Here is a 24,119-nt window from a genome sequence, read left to right as displayed (position 1 = left end):
CCCCACCCCTGCCGGAGGTCACGGGCGCAGCTGGTGACCTCCGGCACTTCGGGCGGATCCCCCGCCCTCCCTACCGTCCTGAGCACCGCCAGGGACGACCGGCGACGACCGGCGAGGCCGGGGACGACCGGGGACGACCGGGGACGACCGGGGACGACCGGGGACGAGCAGGGGATGGAGGACCAGGTGGACGTCATCGAGATGGACGGGGTCGTGAAGACCTACGGCACCGTGCGGGCCGTCGACGGGCTCGACCTGCGGGTCCGGCAGGGCGAGGTCGTCGCCCTGCTGGGACCCAACGGCGCCGGCAAGAGCACCACGTTCGAACTGCTGCTGGACCTCGTCCGGCCCACGGCCGGCCGCGTGCGGGTCCTGGGTGGTGAACCCGCCGCGGCCCGCGCCCGCACCGGGGCGATGCTGCAGTCCGCCGGTCTGCCCGAGCAGGTCACGGTGCGCGAGCTGGTCCGCCTCGTCGGGCACGCCTACCCCCGGCACCTGCCCGTGGCCGACGTGCTGGAACGCACCGGCCTGACCAGCCGCGCCACCCGCACCGTGACGGCCCTGTCCGGCGGGGAACGGCAGCGGCTGCTGCTGGCCCTCGCCCTCGTCGGGGAACCCGAGCTGCTGCTGCTGGACGAGCCGACCGCCGCGATGGACGTCCTCGCCCGCCGCGCGTTCTGGACCCAGGCCCGCGCCGCGACCGCCGCCGGGGCGACGATCCTGTTCGCCACCCACGACCTCACCGAGGCGGCTCACCACGCCGACCGGGTCGTCGTCCTCGCCGCCGGCCGGTGCGTCGCCGACGCCGCACCCGGGGAACTGGCCGGGAGCGGCGACCTCGAGTCGGCCTACCTGACCCTCACCGACGCCCCCGCAGGAGACCCGCGATGACCGCTCCCGCCCTGCCCGCCCAGCCCGCCCGCCGCACCGGTTCCCGGCTCGGCTTCGCCCGCCTCGCCGTCCTCACCGAGACCCGGGCCGGCCTGCGCCGCCCCGAGTTCGCGGTGCTCGGCATGACGCTGCCGGTGATCCTCTACGCCGTCTTCGGGTTGCCCAACGCCGGGGACGTGCTGCCCGGCGGCACCCCCACGGGTGTGGTGGTGCTCGCCGGGATCGGCTGCTACGGCGCCCTCACCCTGGGGATCGTCGTGTTCGGCGAGGACGTCGCCAAGGACCGCGGCCGCGGCTGGCTGCGGACCCTGGCGGCCACCCCCGTCCCCAGCGGCGCCTACCAGCTCGGCAAGCTCGGCGCCGGGTTCGTGCACGGCCTGCTCATGGTGACCGCCCTGTGCCTGTTCGCCGGTCTCGTCGGAGCGGTCGACCTGCCCGCCGGGCGGTGGCTCCTGCTCGGCGCCCTGCTCGTCGCCGGGGTCCTCGCCTTCAGCCCGCTGGGTTTCGCGATCGCCTACCTGACCCGGCCCCGCACGGCCGTCGTCGTCACCAACGTCCTGTTCCTGCCGCTGTCCTTCGTCTCCGGGTTCTTCGTCCCGCTGTCCGAGCTGCCCGAGGTCGTCGGGCAGGTCGCGCGGTGGCTGCCCAGCTACCACTTCGGGCAGGTCGTGCTGCACGCCGTCGCCGACGACGCCGACATCGCGGGCCTGACCGGGCTGAGCGTGCAGCCGCTCGCCGTGCACGTGGCGTGGGTGCTCGGCAGCGCCGCCGTCTTCACCGTCGTGGCGCTCGCGGCGGCGCACCGGGAGGCGGTGACCCGGCGGGGGTGACGGCCCGCCGGAAAACACCGGCGTGGACGGGGTCGGGTCCGTAGGCTGCCGATCCCGTCGCCGATGGAGGAACGCGCCGTGTCCGCTCCCGTGGTGCCCGCCCGTGCCGCCGCGCTCCTCGCCCTCGCCTGCCTGACCACCGGCCTGACCGCGTGCGGGGCCGACGAACCCGCCCTCGCGCCCGAAGCCACGAGCCCCGCGGCACCGGCCACGGCTCCTACCCCTGCCGGGGCCGTGGCCACCGCCGCACCGCCCGCGCCCGTCTCGCTGCCCGCCTCGACCGCCTCACCCGCAACGCCGGGTTCCCCGGAGACCGCGCTCCCGGACGCGCAGACCGACCCCGGCGTCCTGCCGTGGACGGAGGCCCGCCTCACCGGCACCGCCGGCTCCCTCAGTTGGGACGTGGTCGTGCCCCGCTTCTCCGGCTCCCCGGTGGCGGCCGAGGTGAACCGGCGGGTGCTCGCCTCCGCCGAGGACGTCCTCGAGCGGGCCCGCGCCTCCGTGCAGGACGGTGATCCGCCCCGCACGATCACCGGGCAGGGCACCGTCACCACCGACGACGGCCGCACCGTGCAGGTGCTGCTGGAGGTCGTCGACTCCACCGAGGGGACCGCCCACCCCACGACCACCCTCGCCTCCACCGTCGTCGACGTGCGGAGCGGCCGCCCGGTGACCCTCGACCTCCTCTTCGCCGACCCGCCGGCCGCCTTCGCCCACCTCGCGCCGGTCGTCGAGGACCTCGCCGCCGCGCAGGGCGATCCCGTCACCGTGCCCGAGGGTCTCGCCCCCGAGCAGGGGAACTGGGCGACCTGGCAGTCCACCCCCGACGGGCTCGCGTTCTCCTTCCAGGACTTCCAGCTCGGTGGCCACGGCACCCGGACCTACGTCGTGCCGTGGAGCGAGGCGGAGGACCTGCTGACGAACGAGGCGCGGGAACTGCTGGTGCCGGTCTGAGCGCTCGCGGAGGCGGGTCAGACCTCCGGCCGGGCGAGCTCCTCCAGCGCCGCCGTGAAGGTGTCGTTCCACGTGCTCAGGTGCGGCCACACCGCCGCCACCCGCTGCGTCGCCTCCTGCGCCGACAACCCCTCCTCGCGCACCAGCCACGCCCGCAGCACCAGCCCGGTGCGGGAGGCGCCGGCGTGGCAGTGCACGAGCACCCGCCGGCCGTCGGCGCGCAGCGCGGCGATGTCGCCGAGCACGTCGTCGAGGACGGTGACGAGCTCGGTGTTGCTGTCGTCGTCGGTGAGGTAGGCGAAGCGCTGCACGTCGTGGCCGAAGCGGCCGCCGGTGCGGCACAGCGAGACGACGGCGAAGTCGCGGTCGCTGCGCCGGGCCCCGTCGAGGTCGGCCGCCCACACGCCGTCGGTGACCTCCGTGGCGGGCAGGCCGCGGGTGGCGGCCGGCTCGTGCAGGCGCAGGTGACGCGCCCCGTCCAGCTGCGCGGCGAGCAGCTGCAGGTCGCGCAGCTCCCACACCCGGTCGCCGAACCCGGGGATGCGCCCGTGCACCACGGACGTCCAGCGGATCGGGATGCCGGTGATCCCGGCGCGGGCACCGGCGAGCGCACCGGTCACGCAGGCGAGCGTGTCGGTGTCCCCGCCGAGGTCGACGACCAGCCGCAGCGCCTCCTCGAACGTCGTCGAGTGCCGCAGCGCCCACAGCGCCGATCCCAGCGTCGGCCACACCGCGCCGTTGGCCTCGGTGGCGTCCTGCGGCCGCCAGCCCGGCTCGCACACCTGCGCCCACTTCGCCCGGTGCTCTTCCGCCACCAGCGGCAGCGCCGCGGCGACGGCCTCGTCGGCGTTCCCGCCCTCCAGCAGCACCCGCAGCACCTCGTGGAAGAGCGCGCACCCCTCCCCGGCCGCCGGGTCACCGTGGGTGAGGGCGCTGATCCGCCGGGCGGCGTCCATGCTCGCCCGCCGCCCGGCGCGGGCGAAGGAGATCGCCGCCGGGGTGGTGCGCATGAGCGAGCCGTTGCCGGCGGCGCGGTGCCCGGCGCGCACGTGCTCGGCCGCCGCGGTGTCCCACGGCAGCCCGGAACCCAGCACCGCGGACGTCTGCACCCCGATGTCCGGCGGCCCGGCCTGCGCCCACCGGCGGAACCGCTCGAACACGTCGGCCTCGTCGAGGCCGTCGCGCTCCAGCAGCGACTGGGCGACCAGCAGCGCCATCTGGGTGTCGTCGGTGAACTCCCCGGGCTCCCAGCCCAGCGTCCCGCCCCCGCACATCTCGGTGGCCACCCCGCGGGCGGCGGTGGGGAAGCGGGCGCTGAAGGCGCCCGGCGGACCGAACTCGAACGGCGCGCCGAGCGCGTCGCCGACGGCGGAGCCCACGAGGGCGCCCATCACCCGGTGCTGCCGGTCCACGGAGCCTCCTCGATCGACGTGCCCTGCTCAGGTCGAACGGTAGCCCAGCATCGTGCCGATCGGTAGCGCAGGAGTGTGCCAAAAGGTAGCGTGGCGGTGTGCCGAGCGCGCCGCCCTACTCTCCCCGCGTCGTCGACGCCGAACTCGAGGAGCACCTGACCGGCCTGGCCGCGGTGGCCCTGGAGGGGGCGAAGGGCGTGGGCAAGACGCGGACCGCGATGCAGCGCGCGCGCACCGTCGTCCAGCTCGACGACCCCGCTCAGCGGGACCTCGTCCTCGCGGATCCCGGGCGGGCGCTGCGCGGGCCGACGCCCGTCCTCGTCGACGAGTGGCAGCACGTCCCCTCCACCTGGGACGCCGTCCGGCGCGCGGTCGACGCCGGCGCCGCCCCCGGTTCCTTCCTGCTGGCCGGTTCGGCCGTCCCCCGGGACAGCGGTGTGCACAGCGGGGCCGGGCGGATCGTGCGCCTGCGCATGCGGCCCATGACCCTCGCCGAACGCGGCGTCGCGCGGCCCACGGTCTCCCTGGCGGGTCTGCTGTCCGGCCGACGGCCTGCGGTCGCCGGGACGACGGCCGTCGGGCTCGACGAGTACGCCGAGGAGATCTGCCGCTCCGGGCTCCCGGCGATCCGCTCGCTGCCGCCGCGACTGCGCCGGGCCCAGCTCGACGGGTACGTCGACCGCATCATCGACCGCGACTTCCCCGACCTCGGCCGTGCCGTCCGCAACCCGGCACCGCTGCGGCGCTGGATGACGGCCTACGCCGCTGCCGAGTCCACCACCACCGCCTACGACCGCCTGCTCGAGGCGGCCACCCCCGGGGAGCAGGACAAGCCGGCGAAGACCACGACCACCGCCTACCGCGACGTCCTGGAACGCCTGTGGTTCCTCGATCCCGTCCCGGCCTGGACCCCCTCGCGCAACCACCTGACCCGGTTGGCGGCCGCCCCCAAGCACCACCTCGCCGACCCGGCCTTCGCGGCCCGCCTGCTCGGGGTCGACGCCGACGCGCTCGCCGGAGCGGCACCGGCCCGCGGCGCCGGCCGGGAGGCGACGCTGCTCGGGCAGTTGTTCGAGTCGCTGGTCACCCTCGACGTCCGCGTCCACGCCCAGGCCGCCGAGGCCCGCACCGGGCACCTGCGGCTGCGCGGCGGCAACCACGAGGTCGACCTCGTCGTGGAACGCGGTGACGGGAAGGTGCTCGCCCTCGAGGTCAAGCTCGCCGGCACGGTCACCGACGCGGACGTGAAGCACCTGCACTGGTTGCGGGAGACGCTCGGCGACGACGTGCTCGACGCGGTGGTCGTCACGGCGGGCACGGACGCCTACCGGCGGCGCGACGGGATCGCGGTGGTGCCGGCGGCGCTGCTGGGGCCGTGAACCCCCGGCCCCGGCGCGCCCTCCCTCACCAGTCGTGCACGGTCCCGTCCGCGAGCCGGTTCACCGGCAGGTACGCCGGGTCGTAGGGGTGGGCCGCGGCGAGCTCCTCGTCGTACTCCACGCCGATGCCCGGCGCCTCGCCCGGGTGCAGGTGGCCGTCGGTGAACATGTAGGCGTGCCGGAAGACCTCGTCGGTGAGGGCGGTGTGCCCGGAGTACTCCTGGATGCCGAAGTTGTGCACGGCCAGGTCCAGGTGGACGGCGGCGGCCATGCCGACGGGGGAGATGTCCTCGGGGCCGTGGATGGCGCTCTTGACCTGGTGCTGCGCGGCGAAGTCGAACAGCTTGCGCAGCGGGGAGATCCCGCCGAAGTGGGTGACGGCGGAGCGGACGTAGTCGATGAGCTGCTCGCTCACCAGCGTCTGGTAGTCGAAGACGGTGTTGAACACCTCCCCCACGGCGAGGGGCGTGGTGGTGTGCCGGCGGACGAGGCGGAACGCCTCCTGGTTCTCGGCCGGGGTGCAGTCCTCCAGCCAGAACAGGTCGTAGCGCTCGACGTCCTTGCCCAGCTTCGCGGCCTGCAGCGGGGTGAGCCGGTGGTGGGCGTCGTGCAGCAGCGGCAGCTCGGGGCCGAACTCGTGGCGCACCGCCTCCAGGACGGTCGGCAGGTGGCGCAGGTAGGCGGGGGTGTCCCAGTCCTCGACGACGGGCACGGCGCGCTGGTCGAGGCGGGTGGGGTTGTGAGCGATGGCCTCGCCGGTGTGGACCCCGTACACCTTCCGCAGCCCCGGAACGCCGGTCTGGACGCGGATGGCCTGGTAGCCCTCGGCCTGCCGGGCGCGCACGGAGTCAAGGAGCTCGGGGATGTCGCGGCCGTTGGCGTGGCCGTAGGTGCGCACGCGTTCCCGGGAGGCGCCGCCGAGCAGCTGGTAGAGGGGGAGGTTCGCGACCTTCGCCTTGATGTCCCACAGGGCGACGTCGACGGCGGCGATCGCGGCCATCGTCACCGGGCCGCGCCGCCAGTACGCACCCCGGTACAGCGACTGCCAGGTGTCCTCGATGCGGTGCGGGTCGGTGCCCAGCAGCAGCGGGACGACGTGCTCGCGCAGGTAGGCGACGACGGCCTGCTCGCGGCCGTTGAGGGTCGCGTCACCGAGGCCGGTGATCCCCTCGTCGGTGGTGACCTTGAGGGTGACGAAGTTGCGGCCGGGGCAGGTGACGAGGACGGAGGCGTCGACGATCTTCACGGTTCTCCTGGTGTCGAGGGGTTGCGGGCCTCAGCCCTTGGTGGCGCCGGCGGTCAGTCCCGCGACGAGGTACTTCTGGCCGAAGACGGCGGCGAGCAGGACGGGGACGGTCATGAGGGTGGCGGCGGCCATGAGGCCGCCCCAGTCGGTGCTGGCGTAGGAGATGAAGGTGAACAGCGTCACCGGCATCGTCTGGGTGTCCTCGTCGGAGAGGATGAGCGCGAACATGAAGTTGTTCCAGCTCGCGATGAACGCCAGCAGCGACGCGGTCGCCGTGCCGGGTGCGGCCAGCGGCAGGGCGATGCGCAGGAACGCCCCGAACGGGGACAGCCCGTCGGTGCGGGCGGCCTCCTCCAGCTCCACGGGCAGGCCCTCGAAGAACCCGATCATGATCCACAGGATGAGCGGCACGGCGACGAACATGTGGCTGAGCACCAGGACGGTGTAGCTGCCGACCAGGCCCACCTGGGCGAAGAGGTAGTACCAGGGCACGAGCAGCGAGATCGCCGGCACGATGCGCGCCACCAGGACGAGGGAGCCGGTGCGCTGCATGGCGAAGCGCCCCACCGCCCAGGCCGCCGGCACGGCGATGACGGCGGCCAGCACCGTGGAGACGACCCCGACGATCGCGGAGTTGCCCAGCGAGCGCAGGATCGCGCCGTCGGCGAGGACGTTGCGGAAGTTGTCCAGCGTGGGGGAGAAGACCAGGCCGACGGTCGGGTCGGTCACCTGCACGTTCGTCTTGAACGCCGCCGCGATCATCCACACCACGGGGGCGACGATGACGAGGCAGACCAGCGTGATGGCGATCGCGCGCAGCGCGCCCCACGGAGAGCGCCGGACCACCGGGCGCAGGGCGGGTCGGGGAGCGGGCCGGGTGGCGGTCGCGGTGCTCACGAGCTGGTCCTTCCGGAGCGGGCGCGCAGGGCGAGGACGACGCCGATGATGAGGAGGGTGAACAGGACGAGGACGGCCGCGGCGAGGCCGTACTCCTGGTAGTCGAAAGTGAGGCCGTAGGCGTAGACGTTGAGCGTCTCGACCTCGAAGTCGGAGCCGCCGCCGGCGCCCTTGGTGGCGTAGAGGATGTCGAAGGTCTTCAGCGCGTCGACGGCCCGCAGGATCAGCGCGGTGAACAGCGTCGTCGACAGCATCGGCAGCACGACGAAGCGGAAGCGCTGCCAGGCGTTGGCGCCGTCGACGAGCGCGGCCTCCTCCGGCTCCTCCGGCAGGGTCGAGAGCCCGGCGAGCAGCAGGATCGTCATCATCGGCGTCCACTGCCACACGTCGAGCAGCATCAGCACGCCCAGGGACTGCGAGACCGAGCCGAGGAACTCCTGGCGGGGCAGCCCGACGCCTTCGAGCAGGTGGTTGGCGATGCCGTTGGTCGGGTCGAGGATGAGCAGCCAGAGGATGCCGATCGCGACCGGGGTGGCCAGCAGCGGCACCATGAGGATCGTCCGGACGATGCGGGCGCCGGTGAACGCCCTGCGCATGAGCATCGCGATGGCCAGGCCGAGGACCGTCTCGAGGACGACCGCGCCGATGGTGAAGATCGCGGTGCGTCCCAGCGCGGGCCAGAACCGGCGGGTGTCCCCGAGGGCGTCGGTGAAGTTCTGCAGGCCGAGGTAGCGGCGCCCGGAGTTCACCGCGCCGAACGCGTCGGTGAGGCTGAGGTTGAGCGTGAAGAGCAGCGGGAAGACGATCATCAACCCGACGAAGGTGAGCGCGGGCCCGAGCATGAGCCACTTCAGGCGCCGGTTCTGCTGCTCGAAGGTCCGCGGCCGCCTGCCCGGCGGGGCGAGGGCGATCCGGTCGGAGGTGAGGTCCGGGGAGGTCGTCGACATCAGAACTCCTGCTGGCGGTTGTCGCGGACGAGGAAGTCGGCGAACTCGGCGTCGGCGTCGGCGGCGACCGGGCCGACGTCCTCGCCGAGGATCCCGGCGACCAGGGGGCGGCCGACGATGTCGCGGGCCCGGCCGACCTGGATGACCTCGGGGCGGTCGTGGCCGGTGCCGTTCTCGGTGTTGACCCGCATCGCCTCGGCCAGCTCCGCAGGGAACGCGGCGGTGGTGGCGGGGTCGGCCCAGACCGACGTCCGGGCGCCGGGGATGCCGGCGGACTGGACCTCGGCGACCCGCTCGGGCCCGGCCGCCCACTCCAGGAAGGCCCAGGCGTCGTCCTGCAGCCGGGAGAAGCCGTTCACCGCCAGCGCCCAGGAGGGGACGTTGTAGGGGACGGCGCCGGCCGGGCCGGCGGGGAAGGGTGCGAACCCGACGGTGTCCATCACGGTGGAGATGCTCGGGTCGAGGAAGTTGGTGTAGATGGCGTCGGCGTCGACGTAGAAGGCGGCCTTGCCCTGGGCGAAGATCGGCATGGCCTGCTCTAGGCTCATGTTCGTCGCCCCGGGCGGGCCGGCCTCGTGGAGCAGGCGGCCGTAGTAGGCGTAGGCCGCGCGCGCCTCCTCGCTGCCGATGGCCGAGGCGCCGTCGTCGGTGGTGAAGTCGCCGCCGAAGGAGAACAGGAAGCTCGACCACTGGCTGACCGCCCCGGCGCGCTGCCCGCGGCCCACGAAGCCGAACGTCTCGTCGTCCGTCAGCGCGAGCGCCTGCTCCAGCAGGTCGTCGAGGGTCTGCGGCGGGCCGTCGACGAGGTCCTTGCGGTAGTAGAGGGCGGGGCGCTCGGTGACGACGGGGACGCTGTAGACGCGCCCGCGGGTGGTGGAGCGCTCCCGCACGGCCTCCTGGACGTCGTCCCAGGCGAAGGCGGGGTCGGCGACGCGGTCGCTGAGGTCGGTCAGCCAGCCGTTGCGCGCGAAGAGGAGCTGGTCCTGCAGGGGGCGGACCATCATGACGTCGATGTCCGTGGCGGAGGCGTTGAGCTTGACGTTGTAGCTGCTGCCGAGCTGGTCGGCGGTGAGCAGCTGCATGCTGACCCGCCGCCCGGACAGCTCCTCGAACTCGGGCAGCCGCTCGGCGATCGCCTGCGACCACACGTGGTTCACCGCGGCGATGCGCAGCGGGGTGTTCGGCCCGACGGAGCCGCCGCCGGAGCTGCACGCGGCGAGGGCCGCGGTGGTCCCCGCTCCCGCGGTGGCGGTCAGCAGGGCGCGCCGGGTGAGCGCGGGTGGTGTCGACGTCATCGTCATCCTCGGGTCAGGCCGGAGACCACTGGTCCAACTGGTAGGACCAGTTGGACCGTAATGGGACGCCGCCGACGTGGTCAACCCTCAGAACGGGTGCTGCAGCAGGTGCTCCAGGTGCCGGTTGGCCATGACCTCCAGCGGCTCGTCCAGGTCCGGCCCGTACGTGCGCAGCCCCAGGGTCAGGTGCTCGCGCATGTTCTCGCGCGCCAGCTCCACGTCGTGCGCGGTGATCGCGGCGAGGATCTCCGCGTGATGCGGCACCCCCGGCTCCGCGATCGAGGGGTCGGAGTTGGAGCGCAGCATCATCTCGAACATCATCGGCCCGATCGACAGCAGCATGATCCGCAGCACGGGGTTCCCGCTGGTGACCGCGATCGCCTCGTGGAAGCCCAGGTCCGCGCGCGCCATCGCCACCGCGTCCGGGGCGTCCAGCACCGCCTGGTGCGCCGCCGCCAGCGTCGCCAGGTCCTCCTCGCTCGCCAGCTCCGCCGCGAGCCCCGCGCTCTCCACCTCCAGCGGCAACCGCGCCCGGATGAGCTGACGCACCGTCGGCCGGCTCGCCCGGTACACCGCGTCGAAGCCCCGCGACTCCGCCAGCCCCGGCGAGCTCACGAACGACCCCCGCCCCGCCGCCACCTCGATGAGGTGCTGCGCCTCCAGCCGCCGCAGCACCTCGCGCACCACCCCGCGGCTCGCCGCGAAGCGGATCGCCAGCTCCCGCTCCGAGGGCAGCTTGTCGCCCACCGCGAGCGCGCCGGTGCGGATCTCGTGCTCCAGCTCGCGGGCGATGCGCTCGGTGAGGAGGCCTCGGTGCGGGGAGACCGGAGCGTGAGGCATGGGCGCCAGCGTAGGACGCCGCCCTCCCTCCGCGAACCGGTGCACCCCGGCCGGCGCGCTCGGCCGGGAGGTGCCCGACTGCTCCGTTCCGGTAACAGGTCCTCAGCCCGCTCCTCCTCCTTGTCGACGTTCTTCCCCGTGCCCGCCGCCCGACGCGGCGGGCCAGAGGCTGGTGAGTAGCGGGAGGGAGCGGTCGTGCAGGTCCAGTACGTCGTCGACTTCGATGTCCGCTCCCGGACGCACCCCACCGCGCCCGCCGTCCACGACGCGCTGCTGCAACACATGCAGGAGTGCCTAGTGATCAGGTGTGAACGCCTTCGCGCTGGCCCGATCACTCCAACACCAACGCGCGGACATGTGATCATGCTTCGGCGGCTCAGTACTCCAGCGACTCAGTCCTCCAGCACATGTTGGCTGGGTCAGGCATGCTGTCGTTAGACGAGGCAACTGCTCTAGGCAAGGAGGCTCCCTTCAAGTTGGCGGAAAGTAGCTTCAGGCATCGAGATGCGCTAGCCGCATGAATCAATTCATTACTTTTCTTGGTTAATAGATGTTATGCACTGAGGTGGCGTTTCGAGCGCGCCTATCGAGCATAGGGGGAAAGTGATCGCATGAGTGAGCACACACTGGTCGACATCCAGCCCACTCCTAATGTATTGCTAGCCCTCACTCGTACTCCCATAACTCCGCTGGATGCACTCTGTGAGCTGATCGATAATGCCATTGACTCCTTCCGGGCCGCCGAGCTGGAAGGAGTCAACACTGCTGTTCGCCAGGTTTTCTTGGAGATCCCCGGCCAATCGGAGGTGAACCGAGGAGAGGGGATTCTTCGCGTGCGTGATACGGGTTTGGGGCTGACGGAAAATCAGGTCGCCGACGCGCTGCGCGCTGGGTACTCGTCCAAGAACGCCTTTGACACGCTGGGTCTTTTTGGCATGGGTTTCAACATCGCGACTGGAAAGCTGGGAAGGGTCACCAAGCTGACCTCCGCGCGCCGTGAGGACGACTACGCCCTGGAGGTGGTGGTCGACCTGCCCAGGCTCATGGAGCAGGGCACCTTTGAAGTGCCGGCCCGCCGTATCGCTAAGCCACACGGTTTCGAGCGCGGCACCATCGTCGAAGTTCGAGACTGGTGGCCAACGGGTGACCCCAATAACGCCTTCATCCGTAAGCTGGCCGGAATGTCGAAAACCGTCGTACGACGCGAGCTCGCGCGTCGCTACGCAACCCTCATGCGCGGTGAGGACGGTACACCGGCGCGCATCCTCGTCAACAACGACCCAGAACCAGCATTCGAGCACTGTGTATGGGACAAGAGCCGATTCGTTGAGCGAGCTGGGTATGGCCGCATCCCTGCGCGCATCGACTTCGACGAGCAGCTGTCCAGCTCCTACCGCTGCCTGCGTGACGGCACCCTCATGCCGGGTGATGCGCCCTGCCCGCGGTGTGGCGCCAGGGATGTCCGGGAGATCACCGAGCGGGTGTGGGGCTGGGTGGGCATCCAGCGCTATGACGACCCGAACGACTTCGGCATCGACCTGATCCGCAATGGCCGCGCCATCCGCATCGGGGAGAAACCGGCCTTCTTCGACTACACCGACGAGGTTACCAAGCGCTCCGAGAAGGAGTACCCCGTCGACCAGCAGTACGGCCGCATCGTCGGGGAAGTGCACCTGGACCACGTTCCGGTCGACTTCTCCAAGCAGGATTTCCAGCGCACCAGCGACGAGTGGCATAACGCCCTGGCCTTCCTGCGCGGTGGGTCACTGCTTCCTGGCAAGTGGTCGGCCGGGCAGAGGAACGACTCACCGGTCTCACGCCTGTTCCAGGGCTACCGAAAGGTTCGAAACTTCGGCCGGGCGGACATGTACATGGGTCGGTATAACCCGGCGCGGCAGAAGGCTGAACGAATCCCACGCGAAACCGAGCGTGAGCTGCTGGAGCGCTTTCAGGCGCGCGAGCCTGGTTACTACGAGGACACGCGCTGGTGGGAGTATGTGGAGTCGGCTGCCGACAAGCCTTTGGAGGAGCTGCCTGAGTGCCCGGAGTGCGGCTACCAGAATGCGCCTGGCGCGGAAGTCTGCGAGGACTGTGCACATGTGCTGCAGCCGAAGCCGTGCGTGAGCGAGACGTGCGAGTGCATCCTGCCGCTGTCTGCGCTGGAGTGCCCACAGTGCGGCGCCTCGCAGGTGCCCACCGTCGTTGCGCCGTGGGCGTGCACCTTCTGCGCGACGGTCAACGATGGTGACGAGCCTGCGTGCATGCAGTGCCGTCGCCGCAGTGGTGCACCGCACCCGGCCGATGCCGCAGCTCTAGACGAGGACTCCGCTGAGGAGGCCGACCTGGCTGTGACTGCCCTGTCCGTCGACCTGGTTCGCGGCGGCTCCAGTGCGCCGGTCGACGTATCGGTCCGCCTGGTTTCGCGCCCGATCGTGCCAACCTATGGCGCCGATGCGGTGCCAGTGGTGGCCCACAAGGCATTGAGAAAGATCACTGTCTACGTCGACCCGGGCCACTCTGCCTTCGCCGACCTCGGCTTGCGGCTGGAGGATGCGGTCGCAGCGGAGGTGGCACATTTCATCTACGACTCGCACTCGTCCCTCACAGGTGCTCGGGGCCATGCCACGGCAAACCTTATGACCCAGGTGCTGCGCAGGGCCTGGCCGGACAGGATCTCTGAGGCCCCGGAGGGCGTGCGCAGTGACATTGCCGCGCTCTTCTCTCTCATCGTCGACCGCCTTGCCGGTACCGGGGAGGTGGCGGACTTCTACACGGAGCTGTCCGTAGATGAGCAGCGCCGCCTGGCGGACAACATGCTGTCCTCTGGGGTGACGATGACCGACTTCGCCGGCCTCATTGGTGGTGGTGATTATCTGCGTTATGCCGACTTCCCGGTTTTAGTCAGGTTCTTCGGCAAGTACCCGCACGTGTGGTTCGGTGGCCAGGTTTGGGAGGACGTGTGGCCTGGCGACGAGATGGGACTGGCGATGGCTGAGGGCCTGCGGCAGGAACTGACAGACAAGTACCTCCGATGCCTGGAGGACTGCGCGTCCTATCTGAGGTACCAGTCGCCGGAGCGCCTGCTGGTCGTGCGGGCCAAGGCGGCCCTGGACTACCTCTCGGGCAAGCTGCGGTGAGCCAGCGGATAGTCACGGACCTGCTCATCAGCGGCACCAGCTGGCAAGCGCTCGAGCGGATGGTCATGCGCCTGCTGATGGTGCGTGGTTTTGAGCACGTGCGCCTGGCCGGCATGTCTGGAGACGGGGGAGCGGACGTCACCGCCAGCAAGGCGGGGCGCCGCTGGCTCTTCCAGGTCAAGCGCTGGAAAGCGCGCGTGGGTGGCAGCGTCGTCGATGAAACCGTCGATGCGTGCGCGAAGTACAGAGCTGACGTCCCGGTCATCGTCTCCAGCAGTGGGTTCGAGGCGGCGGTGCCCGGGCAGCAACGCCGGCTGGCAGACCTGGGTGTACCCCTGCAGCTGTGGGACCGGCCACGGCTGCTGCGGCAGGCTGAGCAGGCTGAGGATGATCCCCTGGCGCTGCGCGACGCTGATGCCTATGAGCTGCGGAACTACCAGCGCGAGGCTGTCGAACGGGCCATGGCCGAGTTTACGCAAGGGCGCCGCAGCGCCCTAGTCGTGCTCGCGACCGGGCTGGGCAAGACCTTCGTCGCCGGTGAATTCTTCCGGCGCCTATCCCTGCTGCGGCCGGGTGCGAGGGCGCTGGTGCTCGCCCACCGCAATGAGCTGGTCTACCAGCTAGAGAAGGCGTTCTGGCCCATGCTCAGGGCGTCACAATCCACCGTTGTGTGGAATGGGTATGAGAAGCCCGACCAAGAGATCCTGCAGTACGCCGACCTCGTTTTTGCCTGCGTGGGCAGTGTCGCTGCCTACCTGGGTAGCGGAGGAACGCTAGATGGCTTCACCACCGTCATCGTCGACGAGTGCCACCACCTCGGCGCCGAGATGTACGACCGGGTACTCGGCGAGCTGTCGGCCGGCGCTGGAGGTGCCTTCCTGCTGGGCATGAGCGCTACTCCGTGGCGTCCCGACGGCGCATCGCTGGAGCGCTGGTTCGACCGGCCCGTAGTGGACATCGACATGGTGCGTGGGCTGCGGGAGGGATACCTGGCGAACATCGACTACCGCATGTTCACCGACAACATCGACTGGGACCGGCTACAGGGCCTGGACGGTGAAACGTTCACCCCTAAGGCAATCAACAGGCGCTTATTCATCGAGGAGTGGGATGACGCGGTCGTCGAGCGGCTCAGGGAAACCTGGGCTGATCAGAGCAATCCCAAGTGCATCGTCTTCTGCGGCACGATCGACCACGCTGAGAAGATGGCCAGCAAGATCAACGCGCTAGCCTTTACCAATGCCCAGGTGATCGCCTCCCGCAACTCTGCCGGGGTAGCGACTACCCCGGTTGAGCGCACCCGGACGCTATGGGACTTCGCCGAGGGGCGCGCCGGTGTCCTATGCGCCGTGGACGTGCTCAACGAGGGCGTGGACGTGCCGGACGTCAACATCGTCGTCTTCCAGCGCGTCACGCACAGCCGGCGCATCTTCGTGCAGCAGCTGGGCCGTGGCCTGCGGCTGGCCCCCGGCAAGGAGAAGGTCATCGTCCTGGACTTCGTCTCGGACATCCGCCGCTTCGCCGCAGGGCTGGAGCTGCAGGAGTCCCTGGGCAAGAAGAACAGCTCCGGGCGGGTGCGCCTGGGCAACCAGGTCTCCTTCCGGCGCGCCAACGCCGAGGACACCAAGGGCGCACAGTTCCTGCGCCAGTGGCTCGGCGACGTCGCCGAGCTCGAGGCGGCCGGCGAGGACGTCCACGTCCTGCGCTACCCCCCAGCAGCCGATCTCACCTGATGAGAGGACAAAGTTATGGCAACTCCTGACAACCCTATCCAGCACAACGCCCACTGGCAGGCCCAGCGTCCCGAGCTGATCAACGCCTACGGGGAGCTGACCGCTCTAATCGAGGCAAATGCCTCCAGCCAGGACCTCCTGGATGCCTACCTACGCATGAAGCGGCTCTCGGCAAGTGTTTTCCAGTCCCTGCTGCTCGCCTCGATCCCAGATCACGGTGCGGCGTGGGTGGCAGTGCGGCAGTCGGTGGAGCAGCGCATGCAGGAGAAGTACGCGGGCCTGCTGCCGGAGTGGGCCCTGAAGGTTCCCTACGGGTCGGCGGTGCACAAGCAGCTCTTCTGCATCCTGATCGACCGCCAGGGCGCCCCGGTTCCCGGTGACTACCTCCGCATCGTTACCGCCGACGCCGTGCACGCCGAGCGGCGGGTGCGCGAGCTGCGCGAGCTGGGCCTGGACGTCATCGCCGCCAAGGCCAGCGGCAACGACACGTACTCCCTAGATAGCGCTCGCGTGAACCTGGCTGTAGTGCCAACGATCGTCGTCAACACTGTCCGGGCCAATAAGAAGATCACTGAGGAGGAGCGCAAGCGGTTGCAGGCAATCGCTGAAGAAGGGCGCTGACTACCACGCCGGGCACCTGCTGCGTCTCGCGACGGCCGGCCTGCGGTTGGCCATGTCCCAGAACGCGGCAGGGATGCTGCGCTGGCGGTGACTGGCCCGGCAGGATTGGGCGGGGGTACGCGCGAGCAGCCATAATGTCCCGAACGCAAAGTTAAGGAAACCCGCCGGCATCACCACAGCCGCAGGTTTCACTGAGCTGAGATGCCCTGCTGACAAGGCCGCGCCGCTAACCATGCCCGGTGCTCGACCATGGCCATCGGTACGAGGTCAGTACTATGCACGGGACAGCTGCCGCGCCCAGCTGCGCCTAGCTGTACCCGGCCATCACGTTGGTGACAGGCGGCTGATCGGCGGGAGACCACCGAGTGCGCTGTGACGGCGTCGAGTGTTGTAGTGCTCGATCCACGGTGCAAGGGCAGCGGCGCGCTGGGCGTTGCTGGTGAGCACCTGCCGGTAGGCCCACTCTGTGGCCAGGGTCCGGTTCAACCGCTCGACCTTGCCGTTCTGCCAGGGGCAGTGCGGACGGATGAACTTCTGCTTCGCTCCCAACGCGGTGCAGACCTCGCGCAGCGACCAGCGATAAGCCCACGCGTTGCCACTGGAGGGGTCGGTCATGATCCGCTCGATGCGGGCGATGCCGTGGGCTGCGAAGTAGGCCGCCGCGCGGGTCAAGAAGGCAGCGCAGGTAGTGCCCTTCTCGTCGGGCAGGATCTCGGAGTAGGCCAGCCGGGAGTGATCATCGACCAGGGAGTGGACGTAGTCGTAGCCGATCCTCGCCTTGCGGTCGTAGGTGGCTTCACGGGCTGCGCGACCGTGGGCGCGCCAGCCACCACCGGCGGGGATGCGGCCGATCTTCTTGATGTCCATGTGCACCAGCTCACCGGGGCGTTCGCGTTCGTAGCGGACCGCGGTGGTCTTCGATGAGCGCAGCACCGCACCGGTCATCGGATCCAGCGCCGACAGGTGTGGCAGGCCGTGGCGGGCCAGGACCCGGGAGACCGTCCGCGCCGGCAGGCCGAGCTGAGCGCCCAGCTCGTCGGGTCCGCAGCGCTCTCGGGTGCGCAGCTCGATGATGCGGGCCTCGATGTCGCCAGGAGTCCGCGTGGGGCTGCGGTGGGGGCGGCTGGAGCGGTCGCGCAGTCCGTCGAGGCCTTCGGCGGCGTAGCGGGTGATCCAGGTGCGGACGCACTTGCGGGAGATGCCCATCGCGGCGGCGATGTGAGCTTGGGCCCAGCCTTGTTGGTGGCGCTGGACGATCAGGAGCCGGCCGTGGACAGTGGTGCGGGCGTTAGCGTGGGTCACGAGGACCTCCAGGTGGATGTGGACCTTCGACAAGTCACACCCCACCCGGAGGTCCTCCCTCGTTCAAGTCGCTGCGCTGCTATCAACGTCCTAGCTGGGTACAACTAGTGCGAGCAGGAGCCGCTGGCGCAGATTCTGGCGAGCCCGCCGCTTGCCGTAATGTAAGTTCAGCGCCAGCGCACCGGGTGAGCGTCCGCCCCCGCGAGCCAGCGCCCATGACGGGCTGGTGTTTCAAGGACGGCCAGACGAGAGCGGGTATCTCCGTCCCAGGGCGGCTCAATGAGCCTTTGTCAGTAGCGGTTCTCCAGTCGGCTCAAGACGAGGGCTGTGGCGACCATCGCGGTGATGCGCCACGGGCACAGGCTGACGTGATGTAGAGCCCGCCAGTGGGTCTTTAGGTGGGCGATGCCGTGCTCGACGAAGGCGCGTTCGGCGTTGACGTATGAGTTCCAGCCCCGCGTGCTGCGATCGAGAAGCTGCCCGCCCTTGGGGCGCCGCACCGGCACGTGGATGCCGGCTCCCGCGCCGGTGTATGCCTTGTCGGCCAACGTAGGGACGCCGTGGCCTGCGGCGACGTAGAGCAGCGGCAGGGCGTGCATGCGTGCCGCCGTGAGGTCATGGGTGCAGCCTGGCTCCACGGGTGAAACCCACAAAGGCCGCCCGTCGGCGTCGGTGACGACCTGCACGAGACCACCGTGGTGGCGGTGCTTTCCTGAGTACCACCGGTCGCGTCGACCGGTCCGGTCGCGGACGCGGTCGGTGGCGATGAGGGTGCCATCAAGCAGCAGATGCTCAGTTCCTCGGCGCACTGCTTCGGCGACGACCTCGGACAGGTCAGGTGCTTGGGCGGCCAGAACATCGAGGGCTTCGTGCAGGTAGCGGTAGGCGCTGGACAGGCTGATGGTGTTGTCGCGGGCCAGGTCGGCGACGGCGGCGCGCTGGCGCATGAACCGCAGCAGCAGCACCGCCTGAGCGAAGCAGCCCATCGAGCGGCGTCCGCGGCGGGTGCCGATCCGGGCGCGGTGAGTGAACAGCAGTCGGGCGACGGTCTGGGCCAGGACGCGGGGAACGTCGAGGCTGGCACGATAGGAGAGCACGCAGCGTCCAGGTGAGTACGGCGGATAGGGCTTGGTCGCCTCCATCGTCTCGTCCAGACCCTGAGTGCCCCAGCGCCTTCAACTCCCGGTCGAGCGGCGGTCTCACGCTGCTACTGACAAGACCTCAATCAGCGTCCCCAGCATCAAACTCCCGTTTGTAGCGGACCTTCGCGCCAGGGTGGTCTCGCTGCCTCAGTCGCTCATTCTCAGCTGATCTGACCGCGTGCCTTGCCCTCGAAGGACTTGTGTCGCTCGTGATCCTCCTGACCGATGAATCCCCTGAACCCGCCGAGGGTGTAGGCGGGCTTGCCGCCTACCTCGGTAGTCTCGATGCTGAAGTCGCGGTGCAGGTAGGCGATGCGGCGGGACAGCTGCTCCTCGCCGTATGGCTCTTTGAGCAGCTTCTGGATGGCTGCTGACGTCAACGGCTTTTCAGCCTGCTTCAGTACCCGGTACACGGGATCGTGATCCACCGCCTCCGCCAGCTCCGGCATGTCCTCGGCCTCACCCTCCTTGCGCAGAGCGGCGATGATGCGGCGTCCCACGGCCTCTGCCACTGGTGGCGGGAAGGCGTTGCCGACCTGCCGATATTGCGACGTTTTACGGCCCTGGATAGGCCAGTTCTCCAGGCTGTCCCAGCCCTGGATGCGTGCAACCATTTCCACCGTCAGCTTTGGCGGCTTGATGTTGAAGTGCGGCCAATCAGGTCCTGGCGCCTCGTTTGCGACCCCCATGGCATCCACGGCCAGCTTCTTCCACGCCTGCTTCGCGCGGGTCGGGCCGAGGTCAGCGCCGCCGTGCTTTTTACTTCCGCCAACGATGGTGGGGGCAATAGCGTTGGCCTGCTCAGCCCACTTGTCGGCGAACGGCCAGCCCCTGGAAGCCATGAGGTCCTTGAGCACCTCACCGACACTGCTGCTCGGGTATTGGCTCGTGTCGGGCCAGCGGAAGTACGGCGCGTATTCTTGCTGCAGTGCCACCAGCACAAAGCGCGGGCGCAGCTGCGGCACGCCGAAGTCGGAAGCCTGTAGCAGTTTCCAGAAGCCGACATAACCCTGCTCGGCCAGCTCATCGAGCACGTGCTGACGGTAGGCGGCGAACCGGGGCATCGACAGCCCTCGTACGTTCTCCAGCAGGAGTGCCTTAGGCTTGATGATTCCCACCTGGTGCACCGCCCAGGCAAATAGGTCGCGCTCATCGCTGGTGCCCAGCTGCTTGCCGGCAATGGAGAATGGTGGGCACGGCACTCCACCAGCGAAAAGGTCCACCTGGTCGGCGTACTCAGCCGGGTCCCACACCTGCCTGTCGGCCACGTCACCGTGGCGCACCACGTCCTTGCGCTCCTGCACGCCCTCCTTAACAGGGTTTCCTGTCTCCAGGTCTTGCCTCGCTGGCTCGGCGTTATCCCGGCCAAGATTATTGCGCAGCGTCTGTACAGCCGTATCATCGATCTCCACGGCCAGCAGGTGCTCAAAGCCGGCGCGCTCCAGCCCCAGGGACTGCCCACCGGCGCCTGCGCAGATCTCCACGACGTTGAACATGCTCACAGCTGCCCTCCATGGTGCCTCGGGTCCGGTCGTGTCGCGCTGGTTGGCACCGCGCACATCCTCCTGCATGCGCTGGCCCGCTGCGGGCAGGCGCGGCCTAGTGTGGCGCTGTGGCGGGCGGGCGACGCAGTGATCGGCAGGGCGGGCAGCACGGCAGCGAGCGCAGGGTGCTGACGCCGACCTCGTCGGGACGCTCGCGCAACCTCGCCGCGATCAGGCGTTCTGACACCAAGCCGGAGGTGGCGCTGCGCTCTACGCTGCACCGTCGTGGCCTGCGCTTTCGCAAAGACCACCGGCTGGACCTGCCCGGCGGGCGGGTGCGCCCGGACGTGGTCTTCACCCGCCGCAAAGTTGCCGTCTTCGTCGACGGTTGCTTCTGGCATGTGTGTCCGCTGCATGGGCGGGAGCCCACCAGCAACGAGTGGTACTGGACACCGAAGCTGCGCCGCAATGTTGAGCGGGATCGCCAGGCCGACGCCATCCTGTGGGCGGCTGGTTGGGCTGTGGTGCGCATCTGGGAACATGAGTCGCCCGATGAGGGTGCCAGTCGTGTACAGGCCGCCATCCAGTCCTGAATCGAACACGCGTTCGAACGTATCGCCTGGCGTAGTACGGGTCAAGCGTATGCCAGAATACATTTTACTGCTCCTTGCTCAGTCGCTGTGTATCACCAACAAGTGCATTGACCTAGCGACTCTGGCTGCCATAGCTGATTTACGGCACGCGCCGCACCGGGAGTTCTTCAGCTGAGGCGACGGCCTGCAAATTTTGAGCCTCCTTAAGGTCGGCTGCCTCAGGCATTGTTCATTTCTGCTTCTGGAGCCATAAGTCAAACTGTAAACACGAAATCTTGCGGTGCTGAAGCACTGACCCCACACAATCGGTCGGTCAGCGCTGCGCCTATCGGTGTGCGGGGGCAGTCGAGGCAGCATGCGCATGACGTGGAGCGCGTTCACGAGCCGGCGATCCGCTCGGCCGCGCAACATCGGCCCGCTGACCGTGCGACCACACATCAGCGTCCGAGCGACGATGGGCAGCTGAGCTGCCAGGGAGCTGCTGTCGCGGGCATCAGCACGCGCCCGCAGCCGCCATCGGCCGCGTGCTGACGAGTCGGCGCACGCACCGTGGGCAACCGCAGGCAGCCAACGAGCGCGAGAGGGCATCAGCCTCGCTGGCCAGGGCGTCTCGCTGCCGCTGTGGGACCTGCGACATGTAGGCGTCGAAGGCGCGCAGCACGGCCCGCTGGAAGCGGGCATCCAGCGTCCGCCCCGCCGCCAGCCACTCCTCCTGCAGGCGGTGCCCCATCTGGGTCAGTGCCTGCAGCACCGGCGCCGCCGAGTCGTTCATCGTGGTCATCTCCTGTGTCGTTGTGGATGTCGGGTGGTTCGTGCTCTCATCAGCGCCGCTGGTGAGCCGCTGCAGGCGTGGCGCCCGCTGTTGACGCTCTCGGCAGGCAGGTTGACGATGGTGACCGTCCTGCGCACCGAGCCCGCTGCTGGTGTCCTCGGCAGGCAGGTCGGCCGCCGCGACCGGGCGCGCTACCTGCAGAGCCCTCAGCGCCCGGTGCGCACGCGTGTGCGGCGCGCCGGCGCGCGCCGGTGGCTAGAGGGGCACGAGCCTGAAGGTCGGCGTGCCGGCGCTGCGCGCATTAGCGCTGGCCACCTCCGCGCTGGTCACCTCCGCGCTGGCGGCATCTGCTGAGGCCATGACCGCCTCGTACCAGGCGAGGTCGGCGGCACTGACGCTCCCCGCCTCGTCGGGCCACGCGCTGCTGCCGTGGCCGGCAGCGCGCCCGGCGCCGCCATGGCCGCCCACGACGGCCTCAACTTCCATCACGACCTCAGCGGGGGCGTTGAAGTGGCGCAGCCACCGCTGCTCCCACACGCGCCGCTCCTCGCGCAGGCGCCCGGCCAGGCGCTCACCGGCCCCGCGGACCCCGAGCGTGGTGGCCACCTCGTCCAGGCTGGCCTGCCCGCGCCGCCACCGCGCTCCGTCCACAGTGGCCAGCCCGTGCGCGTGCAGCCTGCGCAGCACCGCCCTCATCCCGCGCGTGCTCATGCCGGCAGCCTGAGCCAGCTGATCCAGGGTGCTGGGCTGGTGCAGCAGCCCGTAGACCAGCCAGCCACGCTTGCCCAGCCTGCTGCCAGCAGGTGAGGAGGCGGCGCGGATGTCGCAACTCCCCCCAATCTTAGGTACCACCCCCTTACGGGGAGGGGCGCAATTTGCTGCGACCTGCTCGCTCCACACGTCATGACCCACGCTGGCGCCATCCAGCGCGTACAAGCGTGCTGGCAGCGGCCCCATCACGTGGTCACCCTCGGGCAGCGCCAGCCGGTAACGCTGGGCGCTGAACGCCCCCGGGACGGCGCCAGGCGACGTCTCGGCCTGCTCCGGGGCCGGGTGGGGCTCCTGCGCCACGACGGGCTCGCTGACCGGGCAGAGGAACCCCGCCTGCTGCAGCTTGCGCCGAGCTGCCCGGGCCTCACCGCGATCGTGCTGCAGCGCGATCTGTTGCAGTTGCCGCTCCGAGGCGCCGTAGCCCTCAGCCGTCCCGGCCTGCAGCGCGATCAGGCAGTGCGCTTGCAGGTGCGCCAGGACCCCGGGGCGCTCCCGCACGCCCCAGGGGTAGTGCTCGGCGGCGGCGCGCACCCGCGCCAGGTGCCCCAGCAGATCATCCCCAGCCTGCCCCGTTGCCCACCTCGTGGCGGTGCCCTCGCCGCTGGTGGCCCCGTCACGGAGGCGCCCAGCGCGGCTGTTGTGAGTACCCGTGCGGGCGGCGTCCTCGGCGCGCAGTCGCGTCAGCCTCGCCGCCGCCAGGCGGTAGGTGCCCCGTGCCCAGCGTTCTGGCGTGGACTTGCCGTGGGCTGAGCGGCGCCAGGCGTGACGGCACCCGGCCATCCGCCGGTTGGTGGCCAGTGCGGTGAACCAAGACTCGGACAGCCCCTTGGTTACCGCTGCAGTAGCCAGAATCATCAACATCCGCGACTCATCGGCGCGCCCGTCCTTTCCGCGGGGTACCAGCGGCCCTGCGGCATCGCGGGCCAGCATCCACTGCTCAGCGCTCAGATCACCCCGTCCGGTGCGCCGGCGCCCGATCCGGGCCGAGTCCGGCGTAGGCGCATACGAGTGCTGCCGAGCGGCGGTGTCCTGCCCGCGCCGCCTCCGCGCCGGATCCTCCTGCCTGCGCTGCCTGCTCGCGGCGTTCTGCTGGCCCGTCAGGTGGTGGGTGCCGCGAGAGCTCCGCCGAGCGCCGGCCGGGGGTGCTGTGACTGCTGTGCTGTGCGCCGTCGTGCCCGCTCCTGCCGTGGCCGCCTTGGTCTGGGTGTGGCCGGCCTTGAAACGCCGGGTCTTGACGGTGCTGGCCGGTCGGTCGAGCCCGAGCAGGCGGACCACCTCGGGGATGCTGAGGCTGGAATCCAGCCGCGAGGGCGGCAGCCCGGGCAGGCGGTGCGGGGCGCCCGGCGGGCGGATCAGCGAGCCGCCCTCGCGCAGCTGCGAGGAGGGCACCAGCTTGGCGGCGTACTCGCCGAACGTGGTGCGCTGCTCGGCGGAGACGGCCGCGTACACGTGGGCATGACCGGGCTGGCCCGAGAGTGCGAAGACCGCGGGGATGCCGTGAGCCCGGCACCGGGCCAGCAGCTGGTGAGTGGCTACATCGCCGTCCACGCCATCGAGGTCGACGTCCGCGGCTACGAGGCCGGCCCGCAGCTCGATGGCGAAGGTGGCGGCTGGGGAGTGGGGGTCGTTGACCTTGCGCCAGGCGGCGTGGACGGTGGCGACGGTGCCGGGGGAGGTGTTGTCGGGGCTGATCAGGCGCACCCGGCGACCGGGCGCGGCCAGCGCCTGCTGCAGGCGCACCAGCTCAGGAGTGGGCTGCTGCGCCGACGCAGCCGGCAGGGACCGCTCAGCATGCGATGTGGACGCCGGAGTGGGCGCCGGGGTAGGTGCCGTAGGCGCAGTGGGGTGGGGACCAGAACTCATGGTGGCCTGC

General features: G+C 70.2%; 19 protein-coding genes. 8 read left to right on the top strand and 11 right to left on the bottom strand.

The genetic code is table 11. The features are described from left to right. Positions 1-174: 174 nt before the first annotated feature. The 3 genes from ACRYM2_RS05910 to ACRYM2_RS05900 all read left to right on the top strand — a co-directional run bounded on the left by ACRYM2_RS05910 (position 175) and on the right by ACRYM2_RS05900 (position 2,675). Positions 175-891 carry an ABC transporter ATP-binding protein gene (locus tag ACRYM2_RS05910; protein WP_432520625.1) on the top strand — a complete coding sequence of 239 codons (717 nt, stop codon included), beginning with the start codon at positions 175-177 and terminating at the stop codon, positions 889-891. Beyond that, the gene (locus ACRYM2_RS05905) at positions 888-1,721 is read left to right on the top strand and encodes an ABC transporter permease (protein ID WP_432520624.1); all 834 of its coding nucleotides are present in this window, start codon (positions 888-890) and stop codon (positions 1,719-1,721) included. The genes ACRYM2_RS05910 and ACRYM2_RS05905 overlap by 4 nt, the downstream gene beginning before the upstream one ends. Before the next feature lie 78 nt (positions 1,722-1,799). Continuing rightward, a complete protein-coding gene (locus ACRYM2_RS05900; protein ID WP_432520622.1) occupies positions 1,800-2,675 on the top strand; it encodes a hypothetical protein in 876 nt (291 codons plus the stop codon). A gap of 17 nt (positions 2,676-2,692) precedes the next feature. Here ACRYM2_RS05900 and ACRYM2_RS05895 read toward each other — a convergent pair whose 3' ends face one another. After that, complete coding sequence (locus ACRYM2_RS05895) at positions 2,693-4,087, bottom strand: ADP-ribosylglycohydrolase family protein (protein WP_432520621.1); 1,395 nt, start codon at positions 4,085-4,087, stop codon at positions 2,693-2,695. A gap of 98 nt (positions 4,088-4,185) precedes the next feature. On the opposite strand from ACRYM2_RS05895, the gene ACRYM2_RS05890 reads away from it, so the two are divergent. Beyond that, positions 4,186-5,466 carry an ATP-binding protein gene (locus ACRYM2_RS05890; RefSeq protein WP_432520619.1) on the top strand — a complete coding sequence of 427 codons (1,281 nt, stop codon included), beginning with the start codon at positions 4,186-4,188 and terminating at the stop codon, positions 5,464-5,466. Between the two features lie 25 nt (positions 5,467-5,491). Here ACRYM2_RS05890 and manD read toward each other — a convergent pair whose 3' ends face one another. The 5 genes from manD to ACRYM2_RS05865 all read right to left on the bottom strand — a co-directional run bounded on the left by manD (position 5,492) and on the right by ACRYM2_RS05865 (position 10,691). Continuing rightward, a complete protein-coding gene (manD, locus tag ACRYM2_RS05885; protein WP_432520617.1) occupies positions 5,492-6,712 on the bottom strand; it encodes a D-mannonate dehydratase ManD in 1,221 nt (406 codons plus the stop codon). A gap of 30 nt (positions 6,713-6,742) precedes the next feature. Beyond that, positions 6,743-7,567: a carbohydrate ABC transporter permease gene (locus ACRYM2_RS05880; RefSeq protein WP_432520661.1), complete on the bottom strand. Its 825-nt coding sequence runs from the start codon at positions 7,565-7,567 to the stop codon at positions 6,743-6,745. 38 nt (positions 7,568-7,605) lie between these two features. Next, a complete protein-coding gene (locus ACRYM2_RS05875) occupies positions 7,606-8,556 on the bottom strand; it encodes a carbohydrate ABC transporter permease (protein ID WP_432520615.1) in 951 nt (316 codons plus the stop codon). Then, entirely contained in the window at positions 8,556-9,851 is a 1,296-nt protein-coding gene (locus ACRYM2_RS05870) for an ABC transporter substrate-binding protein (RefSeq protein ID WP_432520614.1), read from the bottom strand. Before ACRYM2_RS05870 ends, ACRYM2_RS05875 begins: the two co-directional genes overlap by 1 nt. A gap of 87 nt (positions 9,852-9,938) precedes the next feature. Beyond that, positions 9,939-10,691: a FadR/GntR family transcriptional regulator gene (locus tag ACRYM2_RS05865; RefSeq protein WP_432520612.1), complete on the bottom strand. Its 753-nt coding sequence runs from the start codon at positions 10,689-10,691 to the stop codon at positions 9,939-9,941. A gap of 611 nt (positions 10,692-11,302) precedes the next feature. On the opposite strand from ACRYM2_RS05865, the gene ACRYM2_RS05860 reads away from it, so the two are divergent. The 3 genes from ACRYM2_RS05860 to ACRYM2_RS05850 are packed head-to-tail and all read left to right on the top strand — an operon-like array spanning position 11,303 to position 16,182. Then, positions 11,303-13,828, top strand: a complete 2,526-nt coding sequence (locus ACRYM2_RS05860) for an ATP-binding protein (RefSeq protein ID WP_432520611.1) — start codon at positions 11,303-11,305, stop codon at positions 13,826-13,828. After that, complete coding sequence (locus ACRYM2_RS05855) at positions 13,825-15,561, top strand: DEAD/DEAH box helicase family protein (RefSeq protein ID WP_432520609.1); 1,737 nt, start codon at positions 13,825-13,827, stop codon at positions 15,559-15,561. Before ACRYM2_RS05860 ends, ACRYM2_RS05855 begins: the two co-directional genes overlap by 4 nt. A 15-nt stretch (positions 15,562-15,576) precedes the next feature. Then, a complete protein-coding gene (locus ACRYM2_RS05850) occupies positions 15,577-16,182 on the top strand; it encodes a hypothetical protein (protein ID WP_432520607.1) in 606 nt (201 codons plus the stop codon). A 324-nt stretch (positions 16,183-16,506) separates the two neighbouring features. Here the strand turns inward: ACRYM2_RS05850 and ACRYM2_RS05845 are convergent, their stop codons facing one another. From ACRYM2_RS05845 to ACRYM2_RS05835, 3 genes are all read right to left on the bottom strand, one after another. Next, on the bottom strand, positions 16,507-17,484 hold the full coding sequence (locus ACRYM2_RS05845) for an IS481 family transposase (RefSeq protein WP_432520660.1): 978 nt from the start codon (positions 17,482-17,484) through the stop codon (positions 16,507-16,509). 290 nt (positions 17,485-17,774) lie between these two features. Continuing rightward, a complete protein-coding gene (locus ACRYM2_RS05840) occupies positions 17,775-18,581 on the bottom strand; it encodes a transposase family protein (protein WP_432520658.1) in 807 nt (268 codons plus the stop codon). A gap of 206 nt (positions 18,582-18,787) precedes the next feature. Then, the gene (locus ACRYM2_RS05835; protein ID WP_432520606.1) at positions 18,788-20,128 is read right to left on the bottom strand and encodes a DNA cytosine methyltransferase; all 1,341 of its coding nucleotides are present in this window, start codon (positions 20,126-20,128) and stop codon (positions 18,788-18,790) included. A 167-nt stretch (positions 20,129-20,295) separates the two neighbouring features. Here ACRYM2_RS05835 and ACRYM2_RS05830 point away from each other — a divergent pair, with 167 nt between their 5' ends. Then, positions 20,296-20,703, top strand: coding sequence for a very short patch repair endonuclease (locus ACRYM2_RS05830; protein WP_432520605.1), 408 nt, complete (start codon positions 20,296-20,298; stop codon positions 20,701-20,703). A 493-nt stretch (positions 20,704-21,196) separates the two neighbouring features. On the opposite strand, the gene ACRYM2_RS05825 is transcribed toward ACRYM2_RS05830, so the two are convergent. Further along, positions 21,197-21,484, bottom strand: a complete 288-nt coding sequence (locus ACRYM2_RS05825; protein WP_432520601.1) for a hypothetical protein — start codon at positions 21,482-21,484, stop codon at positions 21,197-21,199. A 246-nt stretch (positions 21,485-21,730) separates the two neighbouring features. After that, entirely contained in the window at positions 21,731-23,986 is a 2,256-nt protein-coding gene (locus tag ACRYM2_RS05820) for a hypothetical protein (protein WP_432520600.1), read from the bottom strand. Positions 23,987-24,119 lie beyond the last annotated feature (133 nt).

Origin of the sequence: Kineococcus aridisoli (genome assembly GCF_050871885.1) — a bacterium.
Classification (GTDB): domain Bacteria; phylum Actinomycetota; class Actinomycetes; order Actinomycetales; family Kineococcaceae; genus Kineococcus.
This window is presented reverse-complemented; position numbering and strand designations above follow the sequence as displayed.

What these genes read in the sequence shown, in the direction of transcription:
- ACRYM2_RS05910 (WP_432520625.1), top strand. Translation starts at nt 175, where the DNA reads ATGGAGGACCAGGTGGACGTCATCGAGATGGACGGGGTCGTGAAGACC.
- ACRYM2_RS05865 (WP_432520612.1), bottom strand. Translation starts at nt 10,691, where the DNA reads ATGCCTCACGCTCCGGTCTCCCCGCACCGAGGCCTCCTCACCGAGCGC.
- ACRYM2_RS05875 (WP_432520615.1), bottom strand. Translation starts at nt 8,556, where the DNA reads ATGTCGACGACCTCCCCGGACCTCACCTCCGACCGGATCGCCCTCGCC.
- ACRYM2_RS05850 (WP_432520607.1), top strand. Translation starts at nt 15,577, where the DNA reads ATGGCAACTCCTGACAACCCTATCCAGCACAACGCCCACTGGCAGGCC.
- ACRYM2_RS05825 (WP_432520601.1), bottom strand. Translation starts at nt 21,484, where the DNA reads ATGACCACGATGAACGACTCGGCGGCGCCGGTGCTGCAGGCACTGACC.
- ACRYM2_RS05905 (WP_432520624.1), top strand. Translation starts at nt 888, where the DNA reads ATGACCGCTCCCGCCCTGCCCGCCCAGCCCGCCCGCCGCACCGGTTCC.
- ACRYM2_RS05860 (WP_432520611.1), top strand. Translation starts at nt 11,303, where the DNA reads ATGAGTGAGCACACACTGGTCGACATCCAGCCCACTCCTAATGTATTG.
- ACRYM2_RS05870 (WP_432520614.1), bottom strand. Translation starts at nt 9,851, where the DNA reads ATGACGTCGACACCACCCGCGCTCACCCGGCGCGCCCTGCTGACCGCC.